Source organism: Nocardiopsis sp. LDBS1602 (assembly GCF_035818715.1).
GTDB classification, from domain to species: Bacteria; Actinomycetota; Actinomycetes; order Streptosporangiales; family Streptosporangiaceae; genus Nocardiopsis; species Nocardiopsis alba.
Genome location: NZ_JAYLVW010000001.1, coordinates 1,183,092 through 1,204,438 on the forward strand (window position 1 = coordinate 1,183,092; position 21,347 = coordinate 1,204,438).

General features: G+C 70.1%; 13 protein-coding genes and 1 riboswitch. Of the genes, 1 reads left to right on the forward strand and 12 read right to left on the reverse strand.

Annotated elements, in window-relative coordinates:
• Positions 1–139: 139 nt before the first annotated feature.
• The 12 genes from gcvP to U9J66_RS05485 form a co-directional block, all read right to left on the reverse strand.
• The gene (gene gcvP, locus U9J66_RS05430) at positions 140–3,037 is read right to left on the reverse strand and encodes an aminomethyl-transferring glycine dehydrogenase (protein WP_017533890.1); all 2,898 of its coding nucleotides are present in this window, start codon (positions 3,035–3,037) and stop codon (positions 140–142) included.
• A 97-nt stretch (positions 3,038–3,134) separates the two neighbouring features.
• Positions 3,135–3,225, reverse strand: a riboswitch (glycine riboswitch).
• A 186-nt stretch (positions 3,226–3,411) separates the two neighbouring features.
• Entirely contained in the window at positions 3,412–3,900 is a 489-nt protein-coding gene (locus tag U9J66_RS05435) for a MerR family transcriptional regulator (protein WP_017533891.1), read from the reverse strand.
• Positions 3,901–4,360: 460 nt separating this feature from the next.
• On the reverse strand, positions 4,361–4,834 hold the full coding sequence (locus tag U9J66_RS05440) for a bifunctional nuclease family protein (protein WP_014913412.1): 474 nt from the start codon (positions 4,832–4,834) through the stop codon (positions 4,361–4,363).
• A 170-nt stretch (positions 4,835–5,004) separates the two neighbouring features.
• Positions 5,005–5,547, reverse strand: coding sequence for an FHA domain-containing protein (locus tag U9J66_RS05445; protein ID WP_014912302.1), 543 nt, complete (start codon positions 5,545–5,547; stop codon positions 5,005–5,007).
• Positions 5,548–6,159: 612 nt separating this feature from the next.
• Complete coding sequence (locus U9J66_RS05450) at positions 6,160–8,664, reverse strand: mannose-1-phosphate guanyltransferase (protein WP_014912822.1); 2,505 nt, start codon at positions 8,662–8,664, stop codon at positions 6,160–6,162.
• 199 nt (positions 8,665–8,863) lie between these two features.
• Positions 8,864–9,616 carry a CDP-alcohol phosphatidyltransferase family protein gene (locus tag U9J66_RS05455; protein WP_014912242.1) on the reverse strand — a complete coding sequence of 251 codons (753 nt, stop codon included), beginning with the start codon at positions 9,614–9,616 and terminating at the stop codon, positions 8,864–8,866.
• 275 nt (positions 9,617–9,891) lie between these two features.
• A complete protein-coding gene (locus tag U9J66_RS05460) occupies positions 9,892–11,292 on the reverse strand; it encodes a flavin monoamine oxidase family protein (RefSeq protein WP_326337215.1) in 1,401 nt (466 codons plus the stop codon).
• 426 nt (positions 11,293–11,718) lie between these two features.
• Positions 11,719–12,900, reverse strand: a complete 1,182-nt coding sequence (locus tag U9J66_RS05465) for an amidohydrolase (protein ID WP_041561935.1) — start codon at positions 12,898–12,900, stop codon at positions 11,719–11,721.
• Positions 12,901–13,077: 177 nt separating this feature from the next.
• Positions 13,078–14,796, reverse strand: a complete 1,719-nt coding sequence (locus tag U9J66_RS05470; protein WP_326337216.1) for a pyridoxal-dependent decarboxylase — start codon at positions 14,794–14,796, stop codon at positions 13,078–13,080.
• Between the two features lie 219 nt (positions 14,797–15,015).
• Positions 15,016–15,813, reverse strand: a complete 798-nt coding sequence (gene thyX, locus U9J66_RS05475) for an FAD-dependent thymidylate synthase (RefSeq protein ID WP_014912638.1) — start codon at positions 15,811–15,813, stop codon at positions 15,016–15,018.
• A 238-nt stretch (positions 15,814–16,051) separates the two neighbouring features.
• Entirely contained in the window at positions 16,052–16,192 is a 141-nt protein-coding gene (locus U9J66_RS05480) for a GPGG-motif small membrane protein (protein ID WP_014912075.1), read from the reverse strand.
• Positions 16,193–16,316: 124 nt separating this feature from the next.
• Positions 16,317–18,524: an anthranilate synthase component I gene (locus U9J66_RS05485; RefSeq protein WP_042280801.1), complete on the reverse strand. Its 2,208-nt coding sequence runs from the start codon at positions 18,522–18,524 to the stop codon at positions 16,317–16,319.
• Between the two features lie 352 nt (positions 18,525–18,876).
• Here U9J66_RS05485 and U9J66_RS05490 point away from each other — a divergent pair, with 352 nt between their 5' ends.
• Positions 18,877–21,174 (forward strand): HelD family protein, encoded by a 2,298-nt coding sequence (locus tag U9J66_RS05490; RefSeq protein WP_161111666.1) that lies wholly within the window; start codon positions 18,877–18,879, stop codon positions 21,172–21,174.
• Positions 21,175–21,347 lie beyond the last annotated feature (173 nt).

Here is a 21,347-nt window from a genome sequence, read left to right on the forward strand (position 1 = left end):
CCCGCCCTGGAGCGCCCCTCCCGTGGCGGGTCCCGGTCATGGGAGGACCACGCCGCACCCGCCCTCGCGCGAAGAGGAGGGCGGGGCGCCGACCCGTGTCGACGCCCCGCCCCTCGTCCCACGCCCGGCGGCGTAAGGCCTACAGCTCGAAGGCCTCCGGCGGCGGGCAGGAGCAGACCAGGTTGCGGTCACCGTAGGCCTGGTCGATCCGGCCGACCGGCGGCCAGTACTTGTCCTGACGCAGCGACGGCAGCGGATAGGCCGCCACCTGACGGCTGTAGCCGTGCCCCCACTCGTCGGCGGTCAGGGCCTCGGCGGTGTGCGGGGCGTTGCGCAGCGGGTTGTCGTCGGCGTCCCACTCACCGGTCGTGACCTTGTCGATCTCACCGCGGATGGAGATCATCGCCTGGACGAACCGCTCCAGCTCCGCGAGGTTCTCGCTCTCGGTGGGCTCCACCATGAGCGTGCCGTTGACCGGGAAGGACATGGTCGGCGCGTGGAAGCCGTAGTCCATCAGGCGCTTGGCGACGTCCTCGTTGCTGATCCCGCAGGCCTTCTGGAGGGGGCGGATGTCGATGATGCACTCATGCGCGACCAGACCGCCGGCGCCGGTGTAGAGCACCGGGAAGTAGGGCTCCAGACGCTTGGCGATGTAGTTGGCCGAGAGCACCGCGGTCTCGGTGGCCGAACGCAGCCCCTGCTCGCCCATCATCCGTACGTAGGCCCAGGAGATCGGCAGGATTCCGGCGGATCCGAAGGGGGCGGCCGAGACCGGTCCGGAACCGGTGTGCGGGCCCGCCTCGGGCTGTCCGGGGTGGTTGGGCAGGAAACCGGCCAGGTGCGAACGGACCGCGACCGGGCCCACGCCCGGGCCGCCGCCCCCGTGCGGGATGCAGAAGGTCTTGTGCAGGTTCAGGTGGCTGACGTCGGCGCCGAACTCGCCCGGCTTGGCCCAGCCCAGGAGGGCGTTCAGGTTGGCGCCGTCCACGTAGACCTGGCCGCCGGCCTCGTGGACCAGGCGGCACACCTCGGTGATGGTGTCCTCGTACACGCCCGCGGTGGAGGGGTAGGTGACCATGATGGCCGCCAGGTCCTCCGCGTGACGGGCGGTCTTGGCGCGCAGGTCCTCCAGATCGACGTTGCCGTCGTCGTCACAGGCCACGACGGCCACGCGCATCCCCGCCATGACGGCGCTGGCCGCGTTGGTCCCGTGGGCGGAGCTGGGGATCAGGCACACGTCGCGGTGGCTCTGACCGCGGGAACGGTGGTAACCGCGGATGGCGAGCAGACCGGCGAGTTCGCCCTGGGAGCCGGCGTTGGGCTGGAGGGAGACGGCGTCGTAGCCGGTGACCTCGGCCAGCCAGGCCTCCAGGTCGCGGATGAGCGCCACGCTGCCGGCCGCCTGGTCCAGAGGGGCGAACGGGTGCAGGCCCGCGAACTCCGGCCAGGTGATGGACTCCATCTCCGCGGTGGCGTTGAGCTTCATGGTGCACGACCCCAGCGGGATCATCGTGCGGTCCAGCGCCAGGTCGCGGTCGGACAGACGGCGCATGTAGCGCAGCAGGGAGGTCTCGCTGCGGTGGGTGTTGAAGACCTCGTGGGTGAGGTAGTCGACGCCGCGCGCCAGGTCGGCGGGCAGACGGTCGGCGGCCTCGTCCACGGCCACCGGGCCGCGCTCGGCGCCCCGGTCGGCCTCGCCGAAGGAGGCCAGGACCTTGCCCAGGGTGTCGACGGTGGTCGTCTCGTCCACGCTCAGGCCGACGGTGCGCTGGTCGACGGCGAGCAGGTTGATCCCGCTCTCCAGGGCGCGTTCGACGACCTGGTCGGCGCTGGGCACGCGCACGCGCAGGGTGTCGAAGTAGGACGAGTGGACCACGTCGAAGCCGCGGCGGGTGAGGGCGTCGGCCAGGGCCGCGGTGCGGGTGTGCACCTGACGGGCGATGGCGCGCAGGCCGTCGGGGCCGTGGTAGACGCCGTACATGCCGGCCATGATCGCCAGCAGCACCTGGGCGGTGCAGATGTTGCTGGTGGCCTTCTCACGACGGATGTGCTGTTCGCGGGTCTGGAGGGCCAGACGGTAGGCGGGCTTGCCGGCGTTGTCCACCGAGACGCCGACCAGACGGCCGGGCAGCTGGCGACGGAGCTTCTCGCCCACGGACATGTAGCCGGCGTGCGGGCCGCCGAAGCCGAGCGGAACGCCGAAACGCTGAGTGGAGCCGACCGCGATGTCGGCGCCCAGGTCGCCGGGGCTGCGCAGCAGCGTGAGGGCGAGGATGTCCGCGGCGACCACGGCCAGGGCCCCTCGCTCGTGCGCCCGGGCGATCACGGAGGAGGGGTCGCGGACCACACCGCTGGAGGCGGGGTACTGCACCAGGACACCGAAGGCCTCGCCTTCGGGCAGGCCCTTGGTCAGGTCGGCGACGACGACCTCGATGCCCAGGGGCTCGGCCCGGGTGCGCAGCACCTGGAGGGTCTGCGGGAAGACGTCGGAGTCGACGACGAACACGTCGCTCTTGACCTTGGAGGCGCGACGGGCCAGGGTCATGGCCTCGGCGGCGGCGGTCGCCTCGTCCAGGAGGGAGGCGCCGGTGATCGGGAGGCCGGTCAGGTCCGAGACCATGGTCTGGAAGTTGAGGAGGGCCTCCAGCCGGCCCTGGGAGATCTCCGGCTGGTAGGGCGTGTAGGCCGTGTACCAGGCGGGGTTCTCCATGATGTTGCGCAGGATGACCGGCGGGGTGAGCGTGTCGTAGTAGCCCAGGCCGATCAGCGAGGTGTGCGGACGGTTGCGCGAGGCCAGGGCCCGCAGCTCGTCCAGGGCCTCGGCCTCCCCGATCGCCTCGGGCAGGTCCAGCGGGGCGTGGCGCCCGGGGCCGGTGAGGATGGACTCGGGGACGGCGGCGGTCATGAGCTCCTCGGTGGAGGAGTGCCCCACCGTCTTGAGCATCTCTTCGACCTCGGCCGGTGTGGGGCCGATGTGCCGGTCGGCGAAGACCCTGGCGGGCGCGCCCGGGTTCGGGACGTTCGACGGGTCAGTCACGGAGACCTCCTGGTGACAGGGCCGATGTGATCGGCGGTGTTCCTCACGGTCTCCCCCTCTGTCACCGGGCACGGCGGTGCCCAGGCTTCAGAGCGGCCTCCTCCGCGCGGTCCGTGGTGCCTGAGAGGTTACTGGGGAGTATTGCCCCGTCGGCGCCCCGTTGCCGAGGTCTCTCCCGCGCGGTATCGACAGCCTGCTGACGCTCTGTACATAGATCCAAGCAGGAGGAATGTCGGGTTTCCTCCTGTTGTGACTACGACCGTACTCGATCGGGGCCCGGTTCACCGAGCCAGGGCACGCCTTTCTCCCACCGCACACGGAGAATCACACGAACCCCTCGGGCCCCACCACGACCACGTTCGCCTTCGCCGGACTCAGCCGGTGCGCCGCTCCCTGCGCCGACGGGCCAGCTCGTCGACCGGCTGGGGCGCGGAGGCGGGAAGCTCCGAACGATCCTCGGCCGGAACGACCCCCAGGGCCTCCTCCAGCTCACGGGCCACGTTGGCCAACGCCAGCCCGAACATGCCCTGACCGCACTGCATGAGGTCGACGACCTCCTCGGGAGAGGTGCACTCGTAGACGCTCACACCATCGCTCATGAGGGTGATGCGGGCCAGCTCACCGGCGGGGCGGCCCCGCAGATGGTCCACGGCCGTACGGATCTGCTGAAGGGAGATCCCGGTGTCCAGGAGGCGCTTGGCCACCTTGAGCATGAGGATGTCCGGGAGACTGTACAGGGGCGCGTTATGGGCGCCTGAGCGCACGCTCGGCTCCACCAGGCCGGTTCTGGCCCAGTAGTCGAGCTGTCGATAGGTGATCCCGGCGGCGGTACACGCCGCGGGTCCCCTATACCCGACGTCCATAGGCAGCGCCACCACGTCCTCTTCGCACAGTAGGCCCTGCTGCCCCGCTAGCCGCAGCGCGGACCGCCTGTCTTCGGGATCCCGCTTGCCGCTCGCTACCGCCACGCCGACCTCCGGCTTCTCGTCCCACGGCGGCATCGACAGGGGAAAGTCCACTCAGGGAAGGGGCGCGCCGTGGGTTCCACAGCACCGAAGGTAAAGCGGCGCCACGGCAGCGTCAACGAGGCCGCGCGGCGCGTCGCCAACTACGCGTTGCGACGACTCCGCCCGGCCGACGGCTCCGATGGGCCCGCGGCTCCAGGGGGTTTCGGCTGTGGTCTCCACGACCAATCCCTCATCCCAATCTATCACTGAGACCCGCGACGAAGCCGCAGGTCAAGGCCGTGTCCTCGGTGGAGACGCTCTCGCCTCCCGAGAACACGGAACGGGACCCGCGCTCGGCGCGGATCCCGTCGCGTGTTCACGTACTACGTCGCCCGAAATCCTCGGGAGAGATATTGTCCAGGAACTCCCGGAACGCCTCGACCTCGTCCTCCTGCTCGTCCGGGATCGGCATCCCCGCCTCGTCGATCACGTCCTCGTGAGCGTAGATCGGGGTTCCGGTCCGCAGCGCCAGGGCGATGGAGTCCGAGGGCCTGGCACTGACCTCCACACCGTTGCTGAAGACCAGCTCGGCGTAGAAGATGCCATCGCTCAACCCGGTGATCCTCACCGTCTCCAGGCCGGTGTCCAGGGCGTCGAGGACGTCCCGGAACAGGTCGTGGGTGAGGGGCCGGGCGGGGGCCACACCCTGCTGGGCCAGTGCGATGGCGGTGGCCTCCACACCACCGATCCAGATCGGCAGGTAGCGGTCACCCTCGGTCTCCTTGAGCAGGACAATCGGTTGGTTCGAGGGCATCTCAACCCGGACGCCGACGACCTCCATGTGCTTCACAGCGTCTCCGTCCCACGAGTCGTCATGCCGGCTGGGCGCTCGTCCCTGCTCCCCCGTTGGATCAGGACCCGAGGGCGAAATCGGCACCCTTCGTTACAAAGCTCTCCGGAGGCGGGGGGCCGCAAACCTCTCCGGCCCTCCCGCCCCCGTCGACCGTGGTCAGCGATCCGTCATCGGCGCGGCTTGGTCAACAGGACCATGCGGAACTTGCCGATCTGGATCTCGTCCCCACCGCCCAACTCGGCCTCGTCCACCGGCTCGCGGTTGACGTAGGTACCGTTGAGGCTTCCGACGTCACGGACTCCGAACCCGTTGCCACGGCGGAAGAACTCCACGTGGCGCCGGGAGACGGTGACGTCGTCGAGGAAGATGTCGCTGTTGGGGTGACGCCCGGCGGTGGTCACGTCGCTGTCCAGCAGGAAACGGCTTCCCGCGTTCGGGCCACGACGGACCACGAGCAGAGCGGTGCCCGGAGGAAGCGCGTCGGCGCTGGCGGGGTCGTCCCCGCCGAGCTCATCGCCCGATTCCTCTTCCTCCAGCGCCTGTATTCCGGAGATGGAGATGGTCGAGGTGACATCTCCCGCGGAGTCCCCGCCCGCGGTGGGCCGTGGGCTCTGCTGGTCGGCCCTGCGGAGGGGGGTTCCACAGTGGGAGCAGAAACGGGCATCATCCGCAACGGCGTGACCGCACTGCGTGCAGTAAACGCTCGACATAGGTCGGCTCGGCCTCCTACCGCACGGGGCGGTGCTTGATTCGGCTGATCGGTGGCGCGTTCCGAACGTGCGACGGACACGGTGCCCGCCCACCATCCGGAACACGGCGGGGCGGCCCACTGTCGCGGCAGTGGAACGACCCGCACGGTCGGTCGCTAGGTCTCATCCCCCATGTTGTACTCCTTGTCACCCCCCGTTGGGTATCCGCCGTTGCCGGGACGCCCGTTCGGGTGATGACACGGTGCTTCAGGGAACACTCGACTTTAAACCATATCCCTGCCCAGGCAGGGTTCCGCTCCCCTCGGCCGGCCGCGAACACCCTCGATTCGCGTGCGCGTTCCGCGGTCGGCGGTTCCCCACCGGCCCTCCGCCCGGTCGGCGGCGGACCCGTTCAAGGACCATCACTCGTCCTGGAAGTGATGCCGTGCGCGGGCGTTTGGTTCACGCGAACGCGCGACGGATTTTCGAGGACTTCCCCCGCCGGCATTGACCTGCGTCTTTCGCGGGCCCTCTCGGCGAGGTGAACGGCGGGAAAAGAGCGGGAGACCGGGACGACCGGGCACGCCTCGCGGGCGTGGGCGACCTCTTCGCCCACGCCCGCGAGGACGCGCGTCAGCCCTCGGCCGACTCGACCACGGCCGCCCACTCGTCCAGAAGCCGCTGCACCCTGTCCGGATCGGGACCTTCGGCCCAAAGATGGGTGACGGCCTCGGCCGTGTCCGGAAGGACCAGGGCCCAGCTTCCGTCGGGTTCGATCACCCGGACACCGTCGGTGGTGTCCAGCTCCCGGTCGCCGGCGGCCTCCACGACGGCGCGCATGACGCTGCCCTTGATCGCCCAGGGCGTGGGCACCGAACGGCGCAGCAGGTGCGCCTGGGGGATCGCCCGCTCGATCTGACCGAGCGACCGGCGTGTCCTGGCCACCAGGCCCAGCAACAGCACGAAGGCCGCGATGCCGTCACCGGTGGGGCTGAACTCGGGGACGACGAACCCGCCGCGGCCGTCGCCGGCGAGGACGATCGTGTCCCCTTCGGCCCGGACCGCCTTGGTCAGCTCGTCCGTGGCGGTCGCCGTCCAGCGCACCTGCGCCCCGTGCGACCGGGCCACGCGCTCGGCCACCCGGGTCGTGGTCACCGGCAGGGCCACGGTGCCGCCGCCCCGCTCGGCGGTGACCAGGTCCAGGACCACCAACAGCGCGCGGTCGTCGTCGACCAGTTCACCGTTCTCGTCCACGATGGACAGCCGCTCGGCCACCGGGTCGAAGCGCACGCCGAAGTCGGCGCCCGATCCGGACACCAGTTCGCCCAGCCGTTCCAGGTCGCGCATCCTCTTGGCGACGGTGTCGGTGGGCGAGGCCTCGTCCAATCGGTTGTTGACGGTGAGCACGTCCACCCCGATCCGCCCCAGCAGGGAGGGCAGGATGAGCGAGCCCGTGCCGCCCGCGCAGTCCACGACCACCTTCAACCTCGCCTCGGCCACCCCGGAGGTGTCCACGGCCCTCAGGAGGTCGTGCGAGTAGTTCTCCACGTTGCGCGCGGGGAAGGACAGTTCACCGATCTCCCCCGGGAAGGCACGGCGGTACTCGGCGCGGGAGAAGACCCGGTCGAGCTTGCGCTGGGCCCCCGGCGAGAGGTCGGCCCCCTCGCCGTCGAGGAAGATGATGTCCACCGACTCGGGGTCGCCCGGACTGGTGCGGACGGTGATACCGCCGCTGATCCCGCTCTGCGCGGTGTGGAACCGTGCCACCGGCAACGGCACGACCTCCAGGTCGCGCACTTCGATGGCGGCCGCCGTGAGCGCGCTGATGATCGCCCGCTTGAGCGTGCGCGCGGCCCGCGAGACGTCGCGCGAGGTGGTGACGACCGCGCCCTTCTTAAGGGTGGTCGCGTAGGCGTTGGCGAGCCGGACCGCCAACTCCGGGGTGATCTCGACGTTGATCAGCCCGGACACGCCCCGGGGTCCGAACAGCGAACGCTGCCCGCGCGACTCCCAGACGACGTTGGTACTGACCACCGCCCCGGCCTCGATGGTCTTGAAGGGATAGACCTTGACGTCGTTGTGCAGGTAGGCCTCGGACTCGATGACGCAGTCCTCGCCGACGACCGCGCCCTCCTCGATCCGGACCGCCGCCATCACGTCGGTGTTCTTGCCGATCACGGTGCCGCGCAGGTTGGCCCCACGGCCGATGAACACGTTGTCGTGCAGGACCGTGCGATGCGCGAAGGCCTCGGCCCGGACCACGGCGTTGCTGCCCACGACGGTGTACTCCCGAAGCTCCGCCCCGGGCTCGACCTTGGCGTAGTCACCGATGTAGAGCGGGCCCTTGAGGATCGCCGCGGAGCTGACCTCGGCGCCCTCGCCGACCCACACGCCAGGCGACACCTCGAAGCCGTCGATCTCGACGTCGACCTTGCCGGAGAGCACGTCGGCCTGGGCGCTCAGATAGCTCTCGTGGGTGCCCACGTCCTCCCAGTAGCCCTCGGCCACGTAGCCGTAGATGGGCTCGCCCTCTTCCAGGAGTTCCGGGAAGACGTCGCCGGACCAGTCGACCACCTCGCCCTCGGCGACGCGTTCGAGGACCTCGGGCTCCATGATGTAGATACCGGTGTTGACGGTGTCGGAGAAGACCTGACCCCAGGTCGGCTTCTCCAGGAACCGTTGGACGCGCCCCTGGTCGTCGACGATGATGATGCCGAACTCCAGCGGGTTCGGCACCCGCTTGAGGGCGATGGTCACCTTGGCGCCGCGTTCCTTGTGGAAGCGGACCATGTCGGTGAGGTCGATGTCGGTCAGCGCGTCACCGGAGATGACGATGAACGGCTCTCCGCGCAGGTGTTCCTCGGCGTTCTTCACACTGCCCGCGGTCCCCAGGGGGACCTCCTCGGCGACGTAGTGGAGCTTCATGCCGAGCTCCTCGCCGTCGCCGAAGTAGTTGCGGATGAGCGTGGCCAGGAACTGGACGGTGACGACGGTCTCGGTGAAGCCGTGCTTGCGCAGCAGACGCAGCACGTGCTCCATGATCGGTCTGTTGACCACCGGAAGAAGTGGCTTGGGCTGGTTGGCGGTCATGGGGCGCAGGCGCGTGCCCTCGCCGCCCGCCATCACGACGGCCTTCATCGGGGGTACGGCGGTCGTGGGTTCCTCGTGGGGCCCGGTCATCGCCCGGCCCTCCGTGGAGAGGTACCGTCCGCGAGGACGGGGATCAGGTGTTCGGAGCACGCGCCATCACGCGTGGTGGGACATGTTCTCATGGCGGAGACGACACTCCCTTTCGATCCGACAGGTCCGCGGTGAGCCGGCCCGCCGGTGTTCCGAATCAGGGCATGGTGCCGCCCTGATCCCTGTGGCCCCTTGGATCCGGGCCCTCGGGTTCCGCGCCGGGGTCGCCGTCGACGGTCGCCGGTGCGGTCGGATCGTGTCGATCCGTGTGCCCACCCCGCGTGTCACCGTCGGGGACTCCCGTGCGAACACCTTCGTGATCGGTACGTTCGGCGCGGCGGGTCTGGTCGATCAGGCGCAGTCCCTGTACGGCGTAGAGCGAACCGGCCCACCAGTAAAGAGCCGTTCCCCACAGAGCGAAGGCCCAACCTATAATCCTCGCCACATCAGCGACGAGAGACGCGTACTCGGCCACGAACAACAGGGGAAACGAGTACAACAGGCACAACGTCGCGGCCTTGCCGGCGAAGTTCACCGGCAGCGGCCCATAGCCGAAATGGCGCAGCAGGGGCAGGGCCCCGATGATGAGGACGTCGCGCAGGACCAGGATGGCCATCAGCCACCACGGGACGATGCCCCGGATGACCAGACCCAGCAGGGCGGCGAAGATGTAGAGCCGGTCGGCGAGCGGGTCGAGGAACTGCCCCAGCCGGGAGGCCTGGTTCCAGGCCCGGGCGATCTTGCCGTCCAACCAGTCGCTGACCCCCGCGAAGGCCAGGACCAGGAGCGCCCACCAGTCGGCCTCGGGCACCAGCACGAGCCAGAGGAACAACGGTACGCCCAACAACCGGAGCATGCTCAACAGGTTGGGAACCGTCCAGATGCGGTCACTGACCACCGGGCCGGCCACACTGCCCCCCGCCTCGTGTCTGCCTTCTTCCGCGGATCGCCCCATAGCGCCCACGATAACGGCGGGGTCCGTCTCCCCCGCCACCGCGCGTCCCGTCGCGCCCTCGTGGCGCCCCGGAACGGCCGCCCGCCAATCGTATCCTGTACGGACTCACCGCGTGACCCGGTGATCACCTGGGCTTTCGGTGCCGGAAGGGACCGGAGGCGGGCCGCTCCCACGGCCACTATCGGCCAAGGCGGTGGACACGCTCGGGGCCGACGCCCGGCGAAAGCCCCTCAGTCGCGCGGCAGGATCCGCTCGGCCTCGCGCAACCCCGAGAGCAGGGCCCCGTGGACCGTGGCGCTGTGCTCCAGATCGGTGGCCTCGCCGGCGAAGAAGACGCGGTCCTCGATCGGTTCGGCCAGGGCGACGCGATCGGAGTCGCCCGAACCGACGGCGGTGAAGGAGAACCCGCCTCGCGCGAAGGGGTCGTCCATCCAGTGCGTCAGGTAGTGGTCTATCGGGTCCGGGGCCTTCTTGAACATGCTCCGCAGCGAGGCCATGGCGTGCTCGACCACCTCACCGTCCTCCATGCCGGCCAGGAAGCGGGCCGCGTCCCCACCGTTGCGACAGACCAGTACCGGGGTGCCGAACACGTTCTGCCCGGCGTACCAGTGGAACCAGGTGCCCTCCTCCGTGCCCAGGTGCACCAGCACCTCGGCGTCGCCCCAGAAAACGTCGTCGAAGCGCAGGAAGAGCTTCTCCAGACGGCCGTTGCCCAGACGTTCCACCGCGTCGCGCTTGTCCTCCGGAAGCGGCGGATCGAAGTCGATCGTCCCCGCCTTGAGGACCCCGAGCGGAAGGGTGAGCACGACACGGTCGGCGGTCAGGGTCTCCTCGCCGTCGGGCGTCTCCACGCGTACGCGGACACCGTCCGCGTCGTGGGCCACGGACAGGACCACGTGTTCGTGGCGTACGTCCAGCCCCCGCGCCAGGTGGTCGGTGAGCTCCCCCATGCCGTCGGGGAAGACGACGTCGTCGCCGCTGAACTCGTGGGTGGAGCCGACGGCGGTGAAGGAGATCTCGTCGGCCTCCGCGCCGTGGTCGGCCTCGGCGATGCGGTGGACGATCTCGGTCGCGTCCCTGGCGCGGGAACGGACCAGGTTCACGTCGTAGAGGGCGTGCTCGATCCCCTGCTCCATGGACTGGTCCTCGGTCGCGCCGACCGTCGCCCAGTACATGTGCTCGTGCAGGAGGTTGACGTCCTCCATGTTGCGGCGGTGACGGTCGAAGAGGAGGCGGCGCCCCTTGGGGTCGTAGGCGGTCTCGGTGGAACGGTTGAACGTGGCCGTGCGCGCCCCCGAGTCGCGCACCAGCCGGGAGAGCGGGTTGTTCTCCTCACCGCGCATCCAGGAGGCCCCGGCGTCCAGGGTCACGCCGTCCCAGGTCCGCACCGAGTGGATGCGACCGCCCAGGCGGTCCCGCGCCTCCAGGACGGTGACCCGCTCCCCGCGCTCGGCGAGCAGATCGGCCGCGGCCAGACCGGCCATACCGGCGCCGACGACGATCGTGTGACCGCGCCCCTCCTCGGCCCGACGCCCGCGAGGTTCGGGCTCGGCCTCCGGCTCACGACCGCTCTCGTCACCGGAGACCTCCTCCTCGACGATCTCCGCGCCCACGTCCTCGGTCCCGGTCATCGCGCTCCCCCTGTCGTGTCGGCGGCCGACAAGTGCGACCTTAAGCTTCCACGCTCCCCCGACCTGGGAGGACACACCAGAAACCGCGCGATGCGCCCCTTTCCGACCGGTGCCGCCCCGCACCGGTAACTCGAACACGAGGACATCGTCCACAAGGTAAAAGGCGGCGGTGGTCGGCGCTCTCCACCGACCACCGCCCGGTGGTGCACATCCTCTCCCCACGATCCGCGAGACGTGGAGAGGGGAGGAACCCGAGATGTCGTCCGTCCCCGACATCTCTCGAAAGCAGAACCTAGGACACGAGGCTTTCGGTTTTCTTACGCTTTCGGAAGGACACGATACGGCCTCGACCCGATCGGGCGCACCCGCCCCGGTGGAAGGGCGCCACCGCGGCCGAAGGCCCTGGTCGTCGGCGGCGCCTCCGACTCACACCAGGACGCCGTCCCTGGCGACCACGCGACCCGCGCGCACCACCAGACGACGCGGCGGCAGGTCCACCACGATCTGGGGCAGGCACTCCCCGTCGACCACCAGGAAGTCGGCGGGGGAACCCGGAGTGAAGTCGACCTCGGGCAGGTCGACCAGGGCCGCCCCGTCGTTCGCGGCGGTGAGGAAGGCGTCGGAGAGCTGCTCGTCGAGACGGGCCCGGAGCGTCGTGGCCAACCGGTGGGCCCGGTGCAGCATGTCGGCGTCGCCGAAGGGGCTCCAGGCGTCACGGACCCCGTCCGAGCCCACGCCGACCCGCACCCCGTGCTCGCGCAGGCGGGCCACCGGCAGTACCCGTGCCGGGTCCGGGGCGATGGTGGTCAGGGCGATGCCCGCCTCCCCGAGCGCCGAGGCCAGGGCGTCGAACCCCTCGTCCACCTCGGCCACCCCGAAGGCGTGGCTGACGGTCACGGAACCGCCCATGTCCAGGGCCCGGGTCCGCTCGATGATCGCCCACAGGCTGCGCGATCCCACGGGGCCGCGGTCGTGCAGGTGGATGTCGACACCGACCCGGTAGCGATCGGCCAGGCCGAAGACCAGGTCCAGTTGGCCGTCGAGGTCCTCGTCGAACCCCTCCGGGTCGATCCCGCCGATCAGGTCGGCGGCGCCGGTCCGCAACGCCTCCTCCATCAGCGCGTCCGTTCCGGGGGCCCGTCGGACACCGTGCTGGGGGAAGGCCACGATCCGCACGTCGAGGGCGTGGGACAGGCTCGCGGCGGCCTCCCCGACGCCCAGGAGCCCCTCCAGCCCGTAGGCGGGGGCGATGTCGGCGTGGGCGCGCATGGCCCGGGTGCCTCGTGTGACGGCGTGGCCCATGAGCCGTCCGGAGCGCACGGACACCGGCGTGGGCATGTTCCGGAAGACCTCGGCGTCCTGTTCACCCAGTTCGGCGATGCCCCGGGCCGCGCGACGCGAGTACCAGGGCTCGCCCCAGGTGGTCTTGTCGGGGTGGATGTGGGCGTCCACCAGGGTGGGCAGCGCGACCCCTCCCCCGCAGTCGACCTCCTCGACGGGGCCTCGGGCCTCGGTGGCCACCACCCCGTCGACGACCGTCAGGTCGATGGGCTCTCCGCCCATGGGACGCACGTTCCGGAAGATCGTGGTGTTCCGCTGTCCGGTCATGGTGGGCCTTTCCGTGAGGGAGTGGTGCCGTCCACGACCTCCGAGGAGGCCATGGGTTCCGCATCTCGATCGTTCGAGTTCGCGATACGGCAGCATGTCACGGCTCACACCCCCACGTCACACCTCGGTCGGCGACGGTCCCTCCGACACGCTCACCGGACGGACCGTCGCCCCGTGTCAGGCGAAGCCCCGATCGGTCATGGCCACGGAGTACAGCACCTCCGTCTCCTCGGCGGGCGTGTGCTGCTCGGGGATCAGCGCCCTCGTGGCGACCGGGCGCACCGCGCTCGCGGGAAAGGCGTCCTCCTCCATCAGGTCGGCGATCAGCTCGTCGATCAGCGCCTCGGTCACGTGCGGCATCGTGAACAGGTGGACGTAGGTCTTCACCGAGCTCTCCCCGAAGGGCACCGTCACCGTGGCCAGCGAGTACTTCTCGATGATCCGCTCCACCGGGGCCCTGAACCGGACGCTGAACGAGTGCCGGGTCAGTTCGCGTTCCAGAGGGTCCTTCCCCAGTTCGCGGAGTCTGGGCGCCACCTTCTCCTCCAGTCGCCGCGCGGTGTACACGGCCGTGTCGTGGCAGCCCTTGGCCATCCGGACCTGGTCGTCGTGGGAGTGTTCGGCGAAGAAGTTCCACAGCACCGCCGCGGAGAACCCGTTGCGCGACCCGGCGAAGGTGGTGTCGGGCGACCCCACGTAGTCGGCCATCGGCGGCGGCTGCAACTGGAGTCCGCGCCTGGTCATGAACACCCCGCACGGCCAGGGACAGCCCGGATACTTGTGACCGCTGGCCACGATGGAGCTCACCCCCGGTCGGGGCAGGGAGAAGTCGAACTTCGGCACCGCGACCCCGGCCTTGGCCAGGAAGGGGACGTAGTTGGCCCCGAGCGCGCCGTCGACGTGGATCCAGAAGCCGTCGCGCTTGATCCTCTCCTTCTTTCCGTCCCTTTCGACCGTGAACTCGCGGTCGTACATCCCGTGTCTCTCGAACACCCCGCCCAGCCGGGACACGGCCTCCTCGACGTCGTCGTAGGCCCCCTTGAAGGTGGTGCCGAGGTTGAGCACGACCACCACCGGGTGGCCCTTCTCCGCGAAGTAGTCGACCGCTCGCACGAGCCCGTCCACGTCGATGCGGCCGTCGTCGTGGGAGGGGACCTCGGTCGGCCAGGTGGGGGTGCCCATGACCCTCCGCGCGTCCTTGAGGTAGTCCCGCTTCGGATCGTTGCCCATGGCGCCGAACGTCGGGATGCCGAGCGTGTGCGCGCTCTTGGCGATCGAGTAGTGGGACTCCCGGGAGAAGAGGATCACCGGGACGGTGGCGTTCGGGTTCCCCGTGACCGGTGTCGCCTGGGCCATGGCCAGCCGCGGCACCCGGCTCTCGGACGTGCCGCGTTCCAACAGCAGGTGCTTGCCCGAGACGAAGTCGCGGGCGTTGAGCAGACCGTAGATGTTGCCTTCGGAGGAGCCCATGCTCAGCACGTAGCCCCAGGCGCTCTTCGGATCCTTCTCGTCGTGCGGGGCGATCCCCCACAGGTCCGCGTAGTAGGCGAGCACCGCGCGTTCCAACGGCTTGGTGTGGGTGCGCAGGTTGCTGTCCTTGAAAGGGTCGCCGATGTTGTTGGTGTGCACCCTCAGCAGGTCCGACAGGTCGTAGGCGACGTCGTCGAGCCCCTGGTTGACCTGGTATCCGAGGAAGTAGTGCCGTTGATGGTCCAGATATCTCTGTAGGTCGGCCAGGAGTCGTGGGCGTTTCTCCTTGAGCCCGGCGGGACCGAGTTTGAAGGCGGAGTCCGGTGGCATGGGAGGCGCCTTGTGCGCGGCCGCCTCCTCCTCGTCCCGTGAGGCGGTCGCGTGGTCCGCTTCCCGGTCCGGGGTGTCGTTCCTGTCGTGGGCCATGACGTCTCCCTGGGTGTGGGTACGAGAAAGGTGGTCGGTGGAGACCCCACCGACCACCTTCATTGCCCCCGACGCCCCGGGCCGCACCCCCGTCCCGTCAATACCCTGGGCAATTCCCCGCCAATGAGGGGCCCGGGCCTCGACACCACCTCCGCACGACGGACGACGCCCGCCCGGAGGGGTTCCGGACGGGCGTCGTGCGTGTTCGAGCGCGGCCGGTCAGACCTTACGGTGCTTCGGAACCCAGACACCGTCCTCGACGACGTAGTCGCCGAACAGGGCGGGGGCCTCCTTCTGGAGGGTCTCGCCGATCAGGTTGAACAGCAGCCGGATCTCCTCCTCCGCACCGGGCGCGGTGCGGGCCTCCAGGGTGTGCCGCAGGGTGCGCACGTTGGCGGTCCACACCAGACCGGTCGCCACGCCCTCGGGGGCGAAGCGGCGCATGAAGGAGGTCTTGTGCTTCTTCTCCGCGAACTTGACGCCCTCGTCGTCCAGGCCGAAGTGCTCGGCCATCCAGAACTGGAACTCCTCCATCCGCTGGAGCATCTCCGTGGCGCGTTCCATCAGCTCCGGGTCGTCCTCGGCCCAGTCCGGGAACCAGAACGGCAGGTCGGTCAGGCGTACGAAGCGCAGCGACTCCTGGGAGACCGCCACACCCGGACGGTGCCGGATGAGCTCGTGGGTGAGCACCCGCGAGACGTTGTGCAGCACGAAGCTGAAGCTCACGTGCTCCAGCACCGACCCGTGCAGGCTGGCGAGGATGTTGCCCAGGTAGGCGTCCTGGTCCTTGCGCACCCGCGTGACGTTGGGGTTCAGGCCCGGCTCCCAGGAGCGGTAGCACAGGCGCCCGGCGAACTCGGCGAGGTTCTGAGGGTCGTTGAGGTGGGCGTCGAGCTCACCCCGGTCGAACCGTTCCAGCCACGCGGCTCCGCCGACCTCCTCCAGGTAGTCGGCGATGGCGTCGTAGTCCACCTGTGGACGTGCGACCAGGCGGACCTGGGGCTCGACCTTCTTCACAGCACCCTCTCCTCGCGACTCCCCGTCCCATGGCACGCTCGACCGCCGCGACCTGGATCTTCCAGGGCACGGGAACGTGTGTGGGGCGGGGCCGATTGACCTCCCCCGAGGGTACACGTCCCGCCGGTCGGGCGTGGTCGGCCGGGCATCGGACATCGCCGGTCAGAGGGCGTCCGTCCGTTCGCACCTGCCCCGCCCCACCCCGTCCGCGAGGTCGGCGAGGGGCGAAGGCGCTCCGTCAGAGACCGTAGAAGTAGCCGGGGGCGACGAAGAGGCCGACGACGATGGCGGCGATACCCCAGAGGAGCTGTCCGCGCAGCACCCCCAGAACACCGGAGACGATGAGGATGATCCCGAGAATTGTTAGCAGAATACCCATACGCAACCCCTGTCCGGTCACGATCCGATCAAACTTCGCCTCGGTGATGCCTTCGCTTCACTCGGCGTCGGCCCAGGTGGGCGGCGGCCACTGTGACACGGGTCGCGCCGCCGCCCACGCCGGTTCAGCGCCGGGCCAGCTCCAGGACCCGGGCGACGATGTCCTCTCCGTCGGCGGCGGTGAGGATCGACTCGGGATGGAACTGGACGGCGTACCACCGGGCCGCGCGGTCCTCGATCGCCATGACGACCGGTTCCTCGCCGGCCTCGGCGTCCAGGACGGCGGTCACCTCGAAGTTCTTCACCGCCTCGGGCACCGTATAGGTGGAGTGATAGCGCGCGGCCTGGAAGAGTCCGTCCTCGCCCCGCCCCTCCAACAGGTCTCCGCCCAGCACCCGGACCCGTCCGGGCTTGCCGTGCACGGGGTGGTCGAGGGAGCGCAGCTCGCCTCCCGCGTGTTCGACCATGCCCTGGAGGCCCAGGCAGACGCCGAACACCGGCAGTCGGCGGGCGGCCAGGGCGTCCAGTAGCTCCGACATGGCGAAGTCCTCGGGCAGGCCGGGGCCGGGCGAGAGGACCACCAGGTCGGGGGCGAGCCGGTCCAAGAGGTCGTGGTCGAAGCCGTAGCGGACGGTGGTGACCTCGGCCCCGTGGCGACGGACGTAGTCGGCCAGGGTGTTGACGAACGAGTCCTCGTGGTCCACCAGCAGGACGCGCATGCCCTCGCCCGGGCGCTCCTCCGTTCGGACGGGCCCCGCCTCGGGCGGCGTGCCCTCGTCCTCGGCCTCCCCCAGCGCGAGGGTCTCCAACAGGGCGCGGGCCTTGAGGAAGGTCTCCCGTTCCTCGGCCTCGGGGTCGGAGTCGTAGAGCAGGGTCGCGCCCACCCTGACGGCGGCCACCCCGTCACGGATGTGAGCGGTGCGCAGAGTGAGGCCGGTGTTCATCGAACCGTCGAAGTTGATCACGCCCACGGCCCCGCCGTACCAGCGGCGGGGGCTGCTCTCGTGCTGTTCGATGAATCGCATCGCCCAGGTCTTGGGCGCTCCGGTGACGGTGACCGCCCACATGTGGGTGAGGAAGGCGTCCAAAGCGTCGAACTCCGGACGCAGAGTGCCCTCGATGTGGTCGACCGTGTGGATGAGCCGCGAGTACATCTCGATCTGCCGACGGCCGATGACCCGGACACTGCCCGGTTCGCACACCCGCGACTTGTCGTTGCGGTCCACGTCGGTGCACATGGTGAGCTCGGACTTCTCCTTGACCGAGGAGAGGAGCTCCTGGATGTTCTCGGCGTCGGCCAGGGCGTCCTCGCCGCGTCGGATGGTGCCGGAGATGGGGCAGGTCTCCACCCGTCGTCCCGCGTCGGGGGCGCCGCTGACCCGGACGAACATCTCCGGGGAGGCGCCCACCAGGTACTCGCCCTCGCCGAGGTTGAAGAAGAACTCGTAGGGGGCGGGGTTGCGTTCGCGCAGTCGCTCGTAGAAACGGGCCGGCGATGAGCAGCGGGCGAACGTGCGGTGACCGGGGACGACCTCGAACAGGTCACCACGGCGGAAGCGCTTCTTGGCCTCGGCGACGATCTTCGCGTAGGAGCCGGGCACGGGCCCCTCCGGCACCTCGGAGGCGACCACCGGCGGCGTGGGTCCGGTCCGTCGGGGCATCCCCTCGGTCACGGCCTCGGGGCGTCCTTCCCCCGCCGGGACGGTGAACTCGTAGGTGTGACGCACACAGGTCTCGCGCTTGCGGTCACGGACGATGATCGCGTCGGGCAGGTGCAGGACCAGGTCGCGGTCGGTGGGGTCGCGGTCGATGTGGCGTTCGACGTGTTCGAACTGGAAGGCCAGGTCGTAGCCGAAGGCCCCGTAGAGACCCAGGGTGGAGTCCTCGGGGCTGCTCAGGGCCTCCACGAGCGCGCGCAGGGCGCTGAAGACGCTGGGACGGCGGCTGCGCTCCTCCTCGGTGAAGAGGACGGCCGGGTCGGGTTCTGGGACGGTCACCGTGACGTGGTCGACCCCTCGGTCGGTGGTCTCCCCCACGGTGGCCACCGCCTCGCCCAGGACGGGGAGCAGGACCCGTCCGCGGTCGTTGAGCGCGGTGAGCGTCACCCGCCGGTCGCGGGTGGCGATCTCCACGCAGGGGTCGACGTACCCGAGGTGCCAGCGGTCGTAGCGGCCGGGATACTCCATGCCCGAGGAGAGCACGCCGCCGCGTCGGTGCTCGACCGAGGTGACGAGTTCGGTGAGGATCTCGGGATCGCAGGGGGTGACGCTGCGATGGACGGTCACGCCGCTCGGTGTGCGGTACGTGGTGGTCTGGGCGTCGCTGGGCTTCACGGCCGGTCCTTCGGGGCGTTCGACGGTCGGGGTCGGTCACACCGGACGGGGCCGTGGGAGAACACGAACGACCGCCGTTCCGGGGCGGTCGCTGTTCGGGTATGCGAACTGATCGGTGCGCCGCCTAAGTGCGGCGCCACCACTGTCCGTTGATCGGTTCGGTTCGCATGGGGCCGAGTGTAGCCGGTGTCCCGCGGTCTTCGGGGCCGAATACACGAAAACCCTCGTCCCGGGAGGGGCGAGGGCGTACGAGCAGGGGTGGGCGCGAGGAGGACTCCTCTGCTAGGCTGCTTCACCCATGCATCCAAGGAAGAATTCTACACATCTTCCACAACGCAAGGATAGCAAACAGATGAGCTCCCGTCAACAGGACGACCTCTCCCCCTCGGCGGAGAAGGCGGCGATCGCGACCGAACAGGCCCGGGTCACCGCCATGTACGAGCGGTTGGACGACCTGCGCGCCCACACCAGGGAGCGACTCGCCGAGGCCCACCTCCAGGAGCGCTCGGGCTACGCCGCCCTCATGGAACGCGAGGCCCGCTCCTACGAGCAGGCCCTCCGGCACGCGCGCTTCGGCGCGGTCGAGGAGGGGTTGTGCTTCGGCAGGATCGACATCGCCCACGACGACGGCGACGAGGCGCGCTACGTGGGGCGGATCGGACTACGCGACACCGAGCACGAGACCATCCTCGTGGACTGGCGCGCGCCGGCCGCCCGGCCCTTCTACGCCGCGACGCCGGGCTCCCCCGAAGGGATCGTCCGCCGCCGGCATCTGAGGGTCCGCCATCGTCGTGTGATCGGACTGGACGACGAGGTGTTCGACCCCGACGGCCTGACCGAGGGGGACCGCCGTCAACTCGTCGGCGAGGCGGCGCTGATGGCCTCGTTGACCCGGGGCCGCACCGGAAGGATGGGCGACATCGTCGCCACCATCCAGGCCGAACAGGACCGGGTCATCCGCGCCCGTCTGTCCGGGATCCTGGTGGTCCAGGGAGGCCCGGGCACCGGCAAGACCGTCGCCGCCCTGCACCGGGCCGCCTATCTGCTCTACACCCACCGTTCGGTCCTGGAACGACGCGGTGTCCTGGTGGTGGGCCCCAACCCGACGTTCCTGCGCTACATCGGGGACGTGCTGCCGTCCTTGGGCGAGACCGACGTGGTGATGCGCACCGTGGGGGAGCTGGTGCCCGGGGTGGAGGCCACGATCGGCGACGATCACGAGGTCGCCGCCCTCAAGGGCGCGCCCGTCATGGCCGATCTGGTGCGCGCCGCGATCCAAGACCGGCAGCGTTCACCGGAGCGGGCCTTCGGGGAACCGGACCTGCGGGTGGAGACCGACGCGGGAACGCTCGTCGTTCCCGGTCCGACCTGCGACCGCGTCCTGGCCACCGCCCGCGGCCTGAGGCTGGAGCACAACGTCGCCCGCAAGTACGTGGTCGACAGGCTGCTCCGCGAGCTCGCGCGGGCCGAGTCGACCCTGCTCGGTCGCCCCGTGGACGAGGAGGACCTGCCCCACGCCGGTGGACGACTGTGGCAGGAGGATCCCGTACGCGAGGCGCTGGACGCCCTGTGGCCCGATCTGACGCCGCGACGGCTGCTGCGCGATCTGTACTCCGACCGGGAGACGCTGCTCCGGGTCGCGGAGGCCGGCGGCCTCGACGCGGAGCGGGCCCCGCTCCTCCTGCGTCCGGCCGGGGCGCCGTGGACCGTGGAGGACGTGCCCCTGCTGGACGAGGCCGCCGAGCTGCTGGGACGGGACGACGGGGCCGAGCGGGCGCGTCGTCGACGCGAGGACGCCGAACGGGCCGAGGAGGAACGCTACGCCCAGGGCGTTCTGGAGCTGACCGGCCTGGCGGAGGACCCGGCGGAGGGTCTGGACGCGGCCCTTCTCGCCGACCGGCACCGGGCGCCGGGCCCCTCCTCGACCACGGCCGAACGGGCCGCGGCCGACCGGAGGTGGACCTACGGGCACGTGATCGTGGACGAGGCCCAGGAGCTCTCCCCCATGGCCTGGCGCGCGGTCATGCGACGCGTCCCGACCCGTTCCCTGACGGTGGTGGGCGACGTGGCCCAGACCGGCAGCACGGTGGGCGCCCGTTCCTGGAGGGAGACGCTCGAACCGTACGCCGGGGACAAGGTGTACGTGGAGACGCTGCGGGTCAACTACCGCACCCCCGCGCCGATCATGGAGGTCGCCGCCGACGTGCTGCGTGTGGCGGCGCCCGGTCAGGAGGCCCCGGAGTCGGTCCGTGAGGAGGGCGATCCGCCCAGGGCCGTCCTCATGGGGAACGGTCCGAAGGGCGATCTTCCCGGGCTCGTCGCGGAGGAGCTCGACGCCATCGGGGAGGGCCGGGTCGCGGTGATCGCCTCCGACGCCTCGATCTCCGAGGTGGCCGAGGCCCTCCCGGAGGCCGCGCGCCCCGCGGCGGAGCGAGGGCGCGACGGGTCGACCCCCTCCGTGGTGGTGTCGACCATCACCGAGGCCAAGGGGCTGGAGTTCGACTCGGTCATCGTTGTACGTCCCGAGGAACTGCTCGCCCGACCGTGCGGCGCCGGCGATCTGTACGTGGCGTTGACCCGGGCGACCCGGCGTCTGACCGTGGCGCACGAGATCGATCTTCCCGAGGTTCTGGGGAGGTTGAACGCCTGACGCGCGCGGGCCTTCTCGAGAGCGGGAGGGCCCGTGCCCACGGGCCTCGCGACCCCGCCGCATCGTATCCCGCACCGGTTCACCTGGGCCTTCTCCGAGGGGTCCATGTGAATCCCTGTGGCGAACGAGGTGACGCCGACCAAAATTGTACGTACACTCTGTACGGACAATAT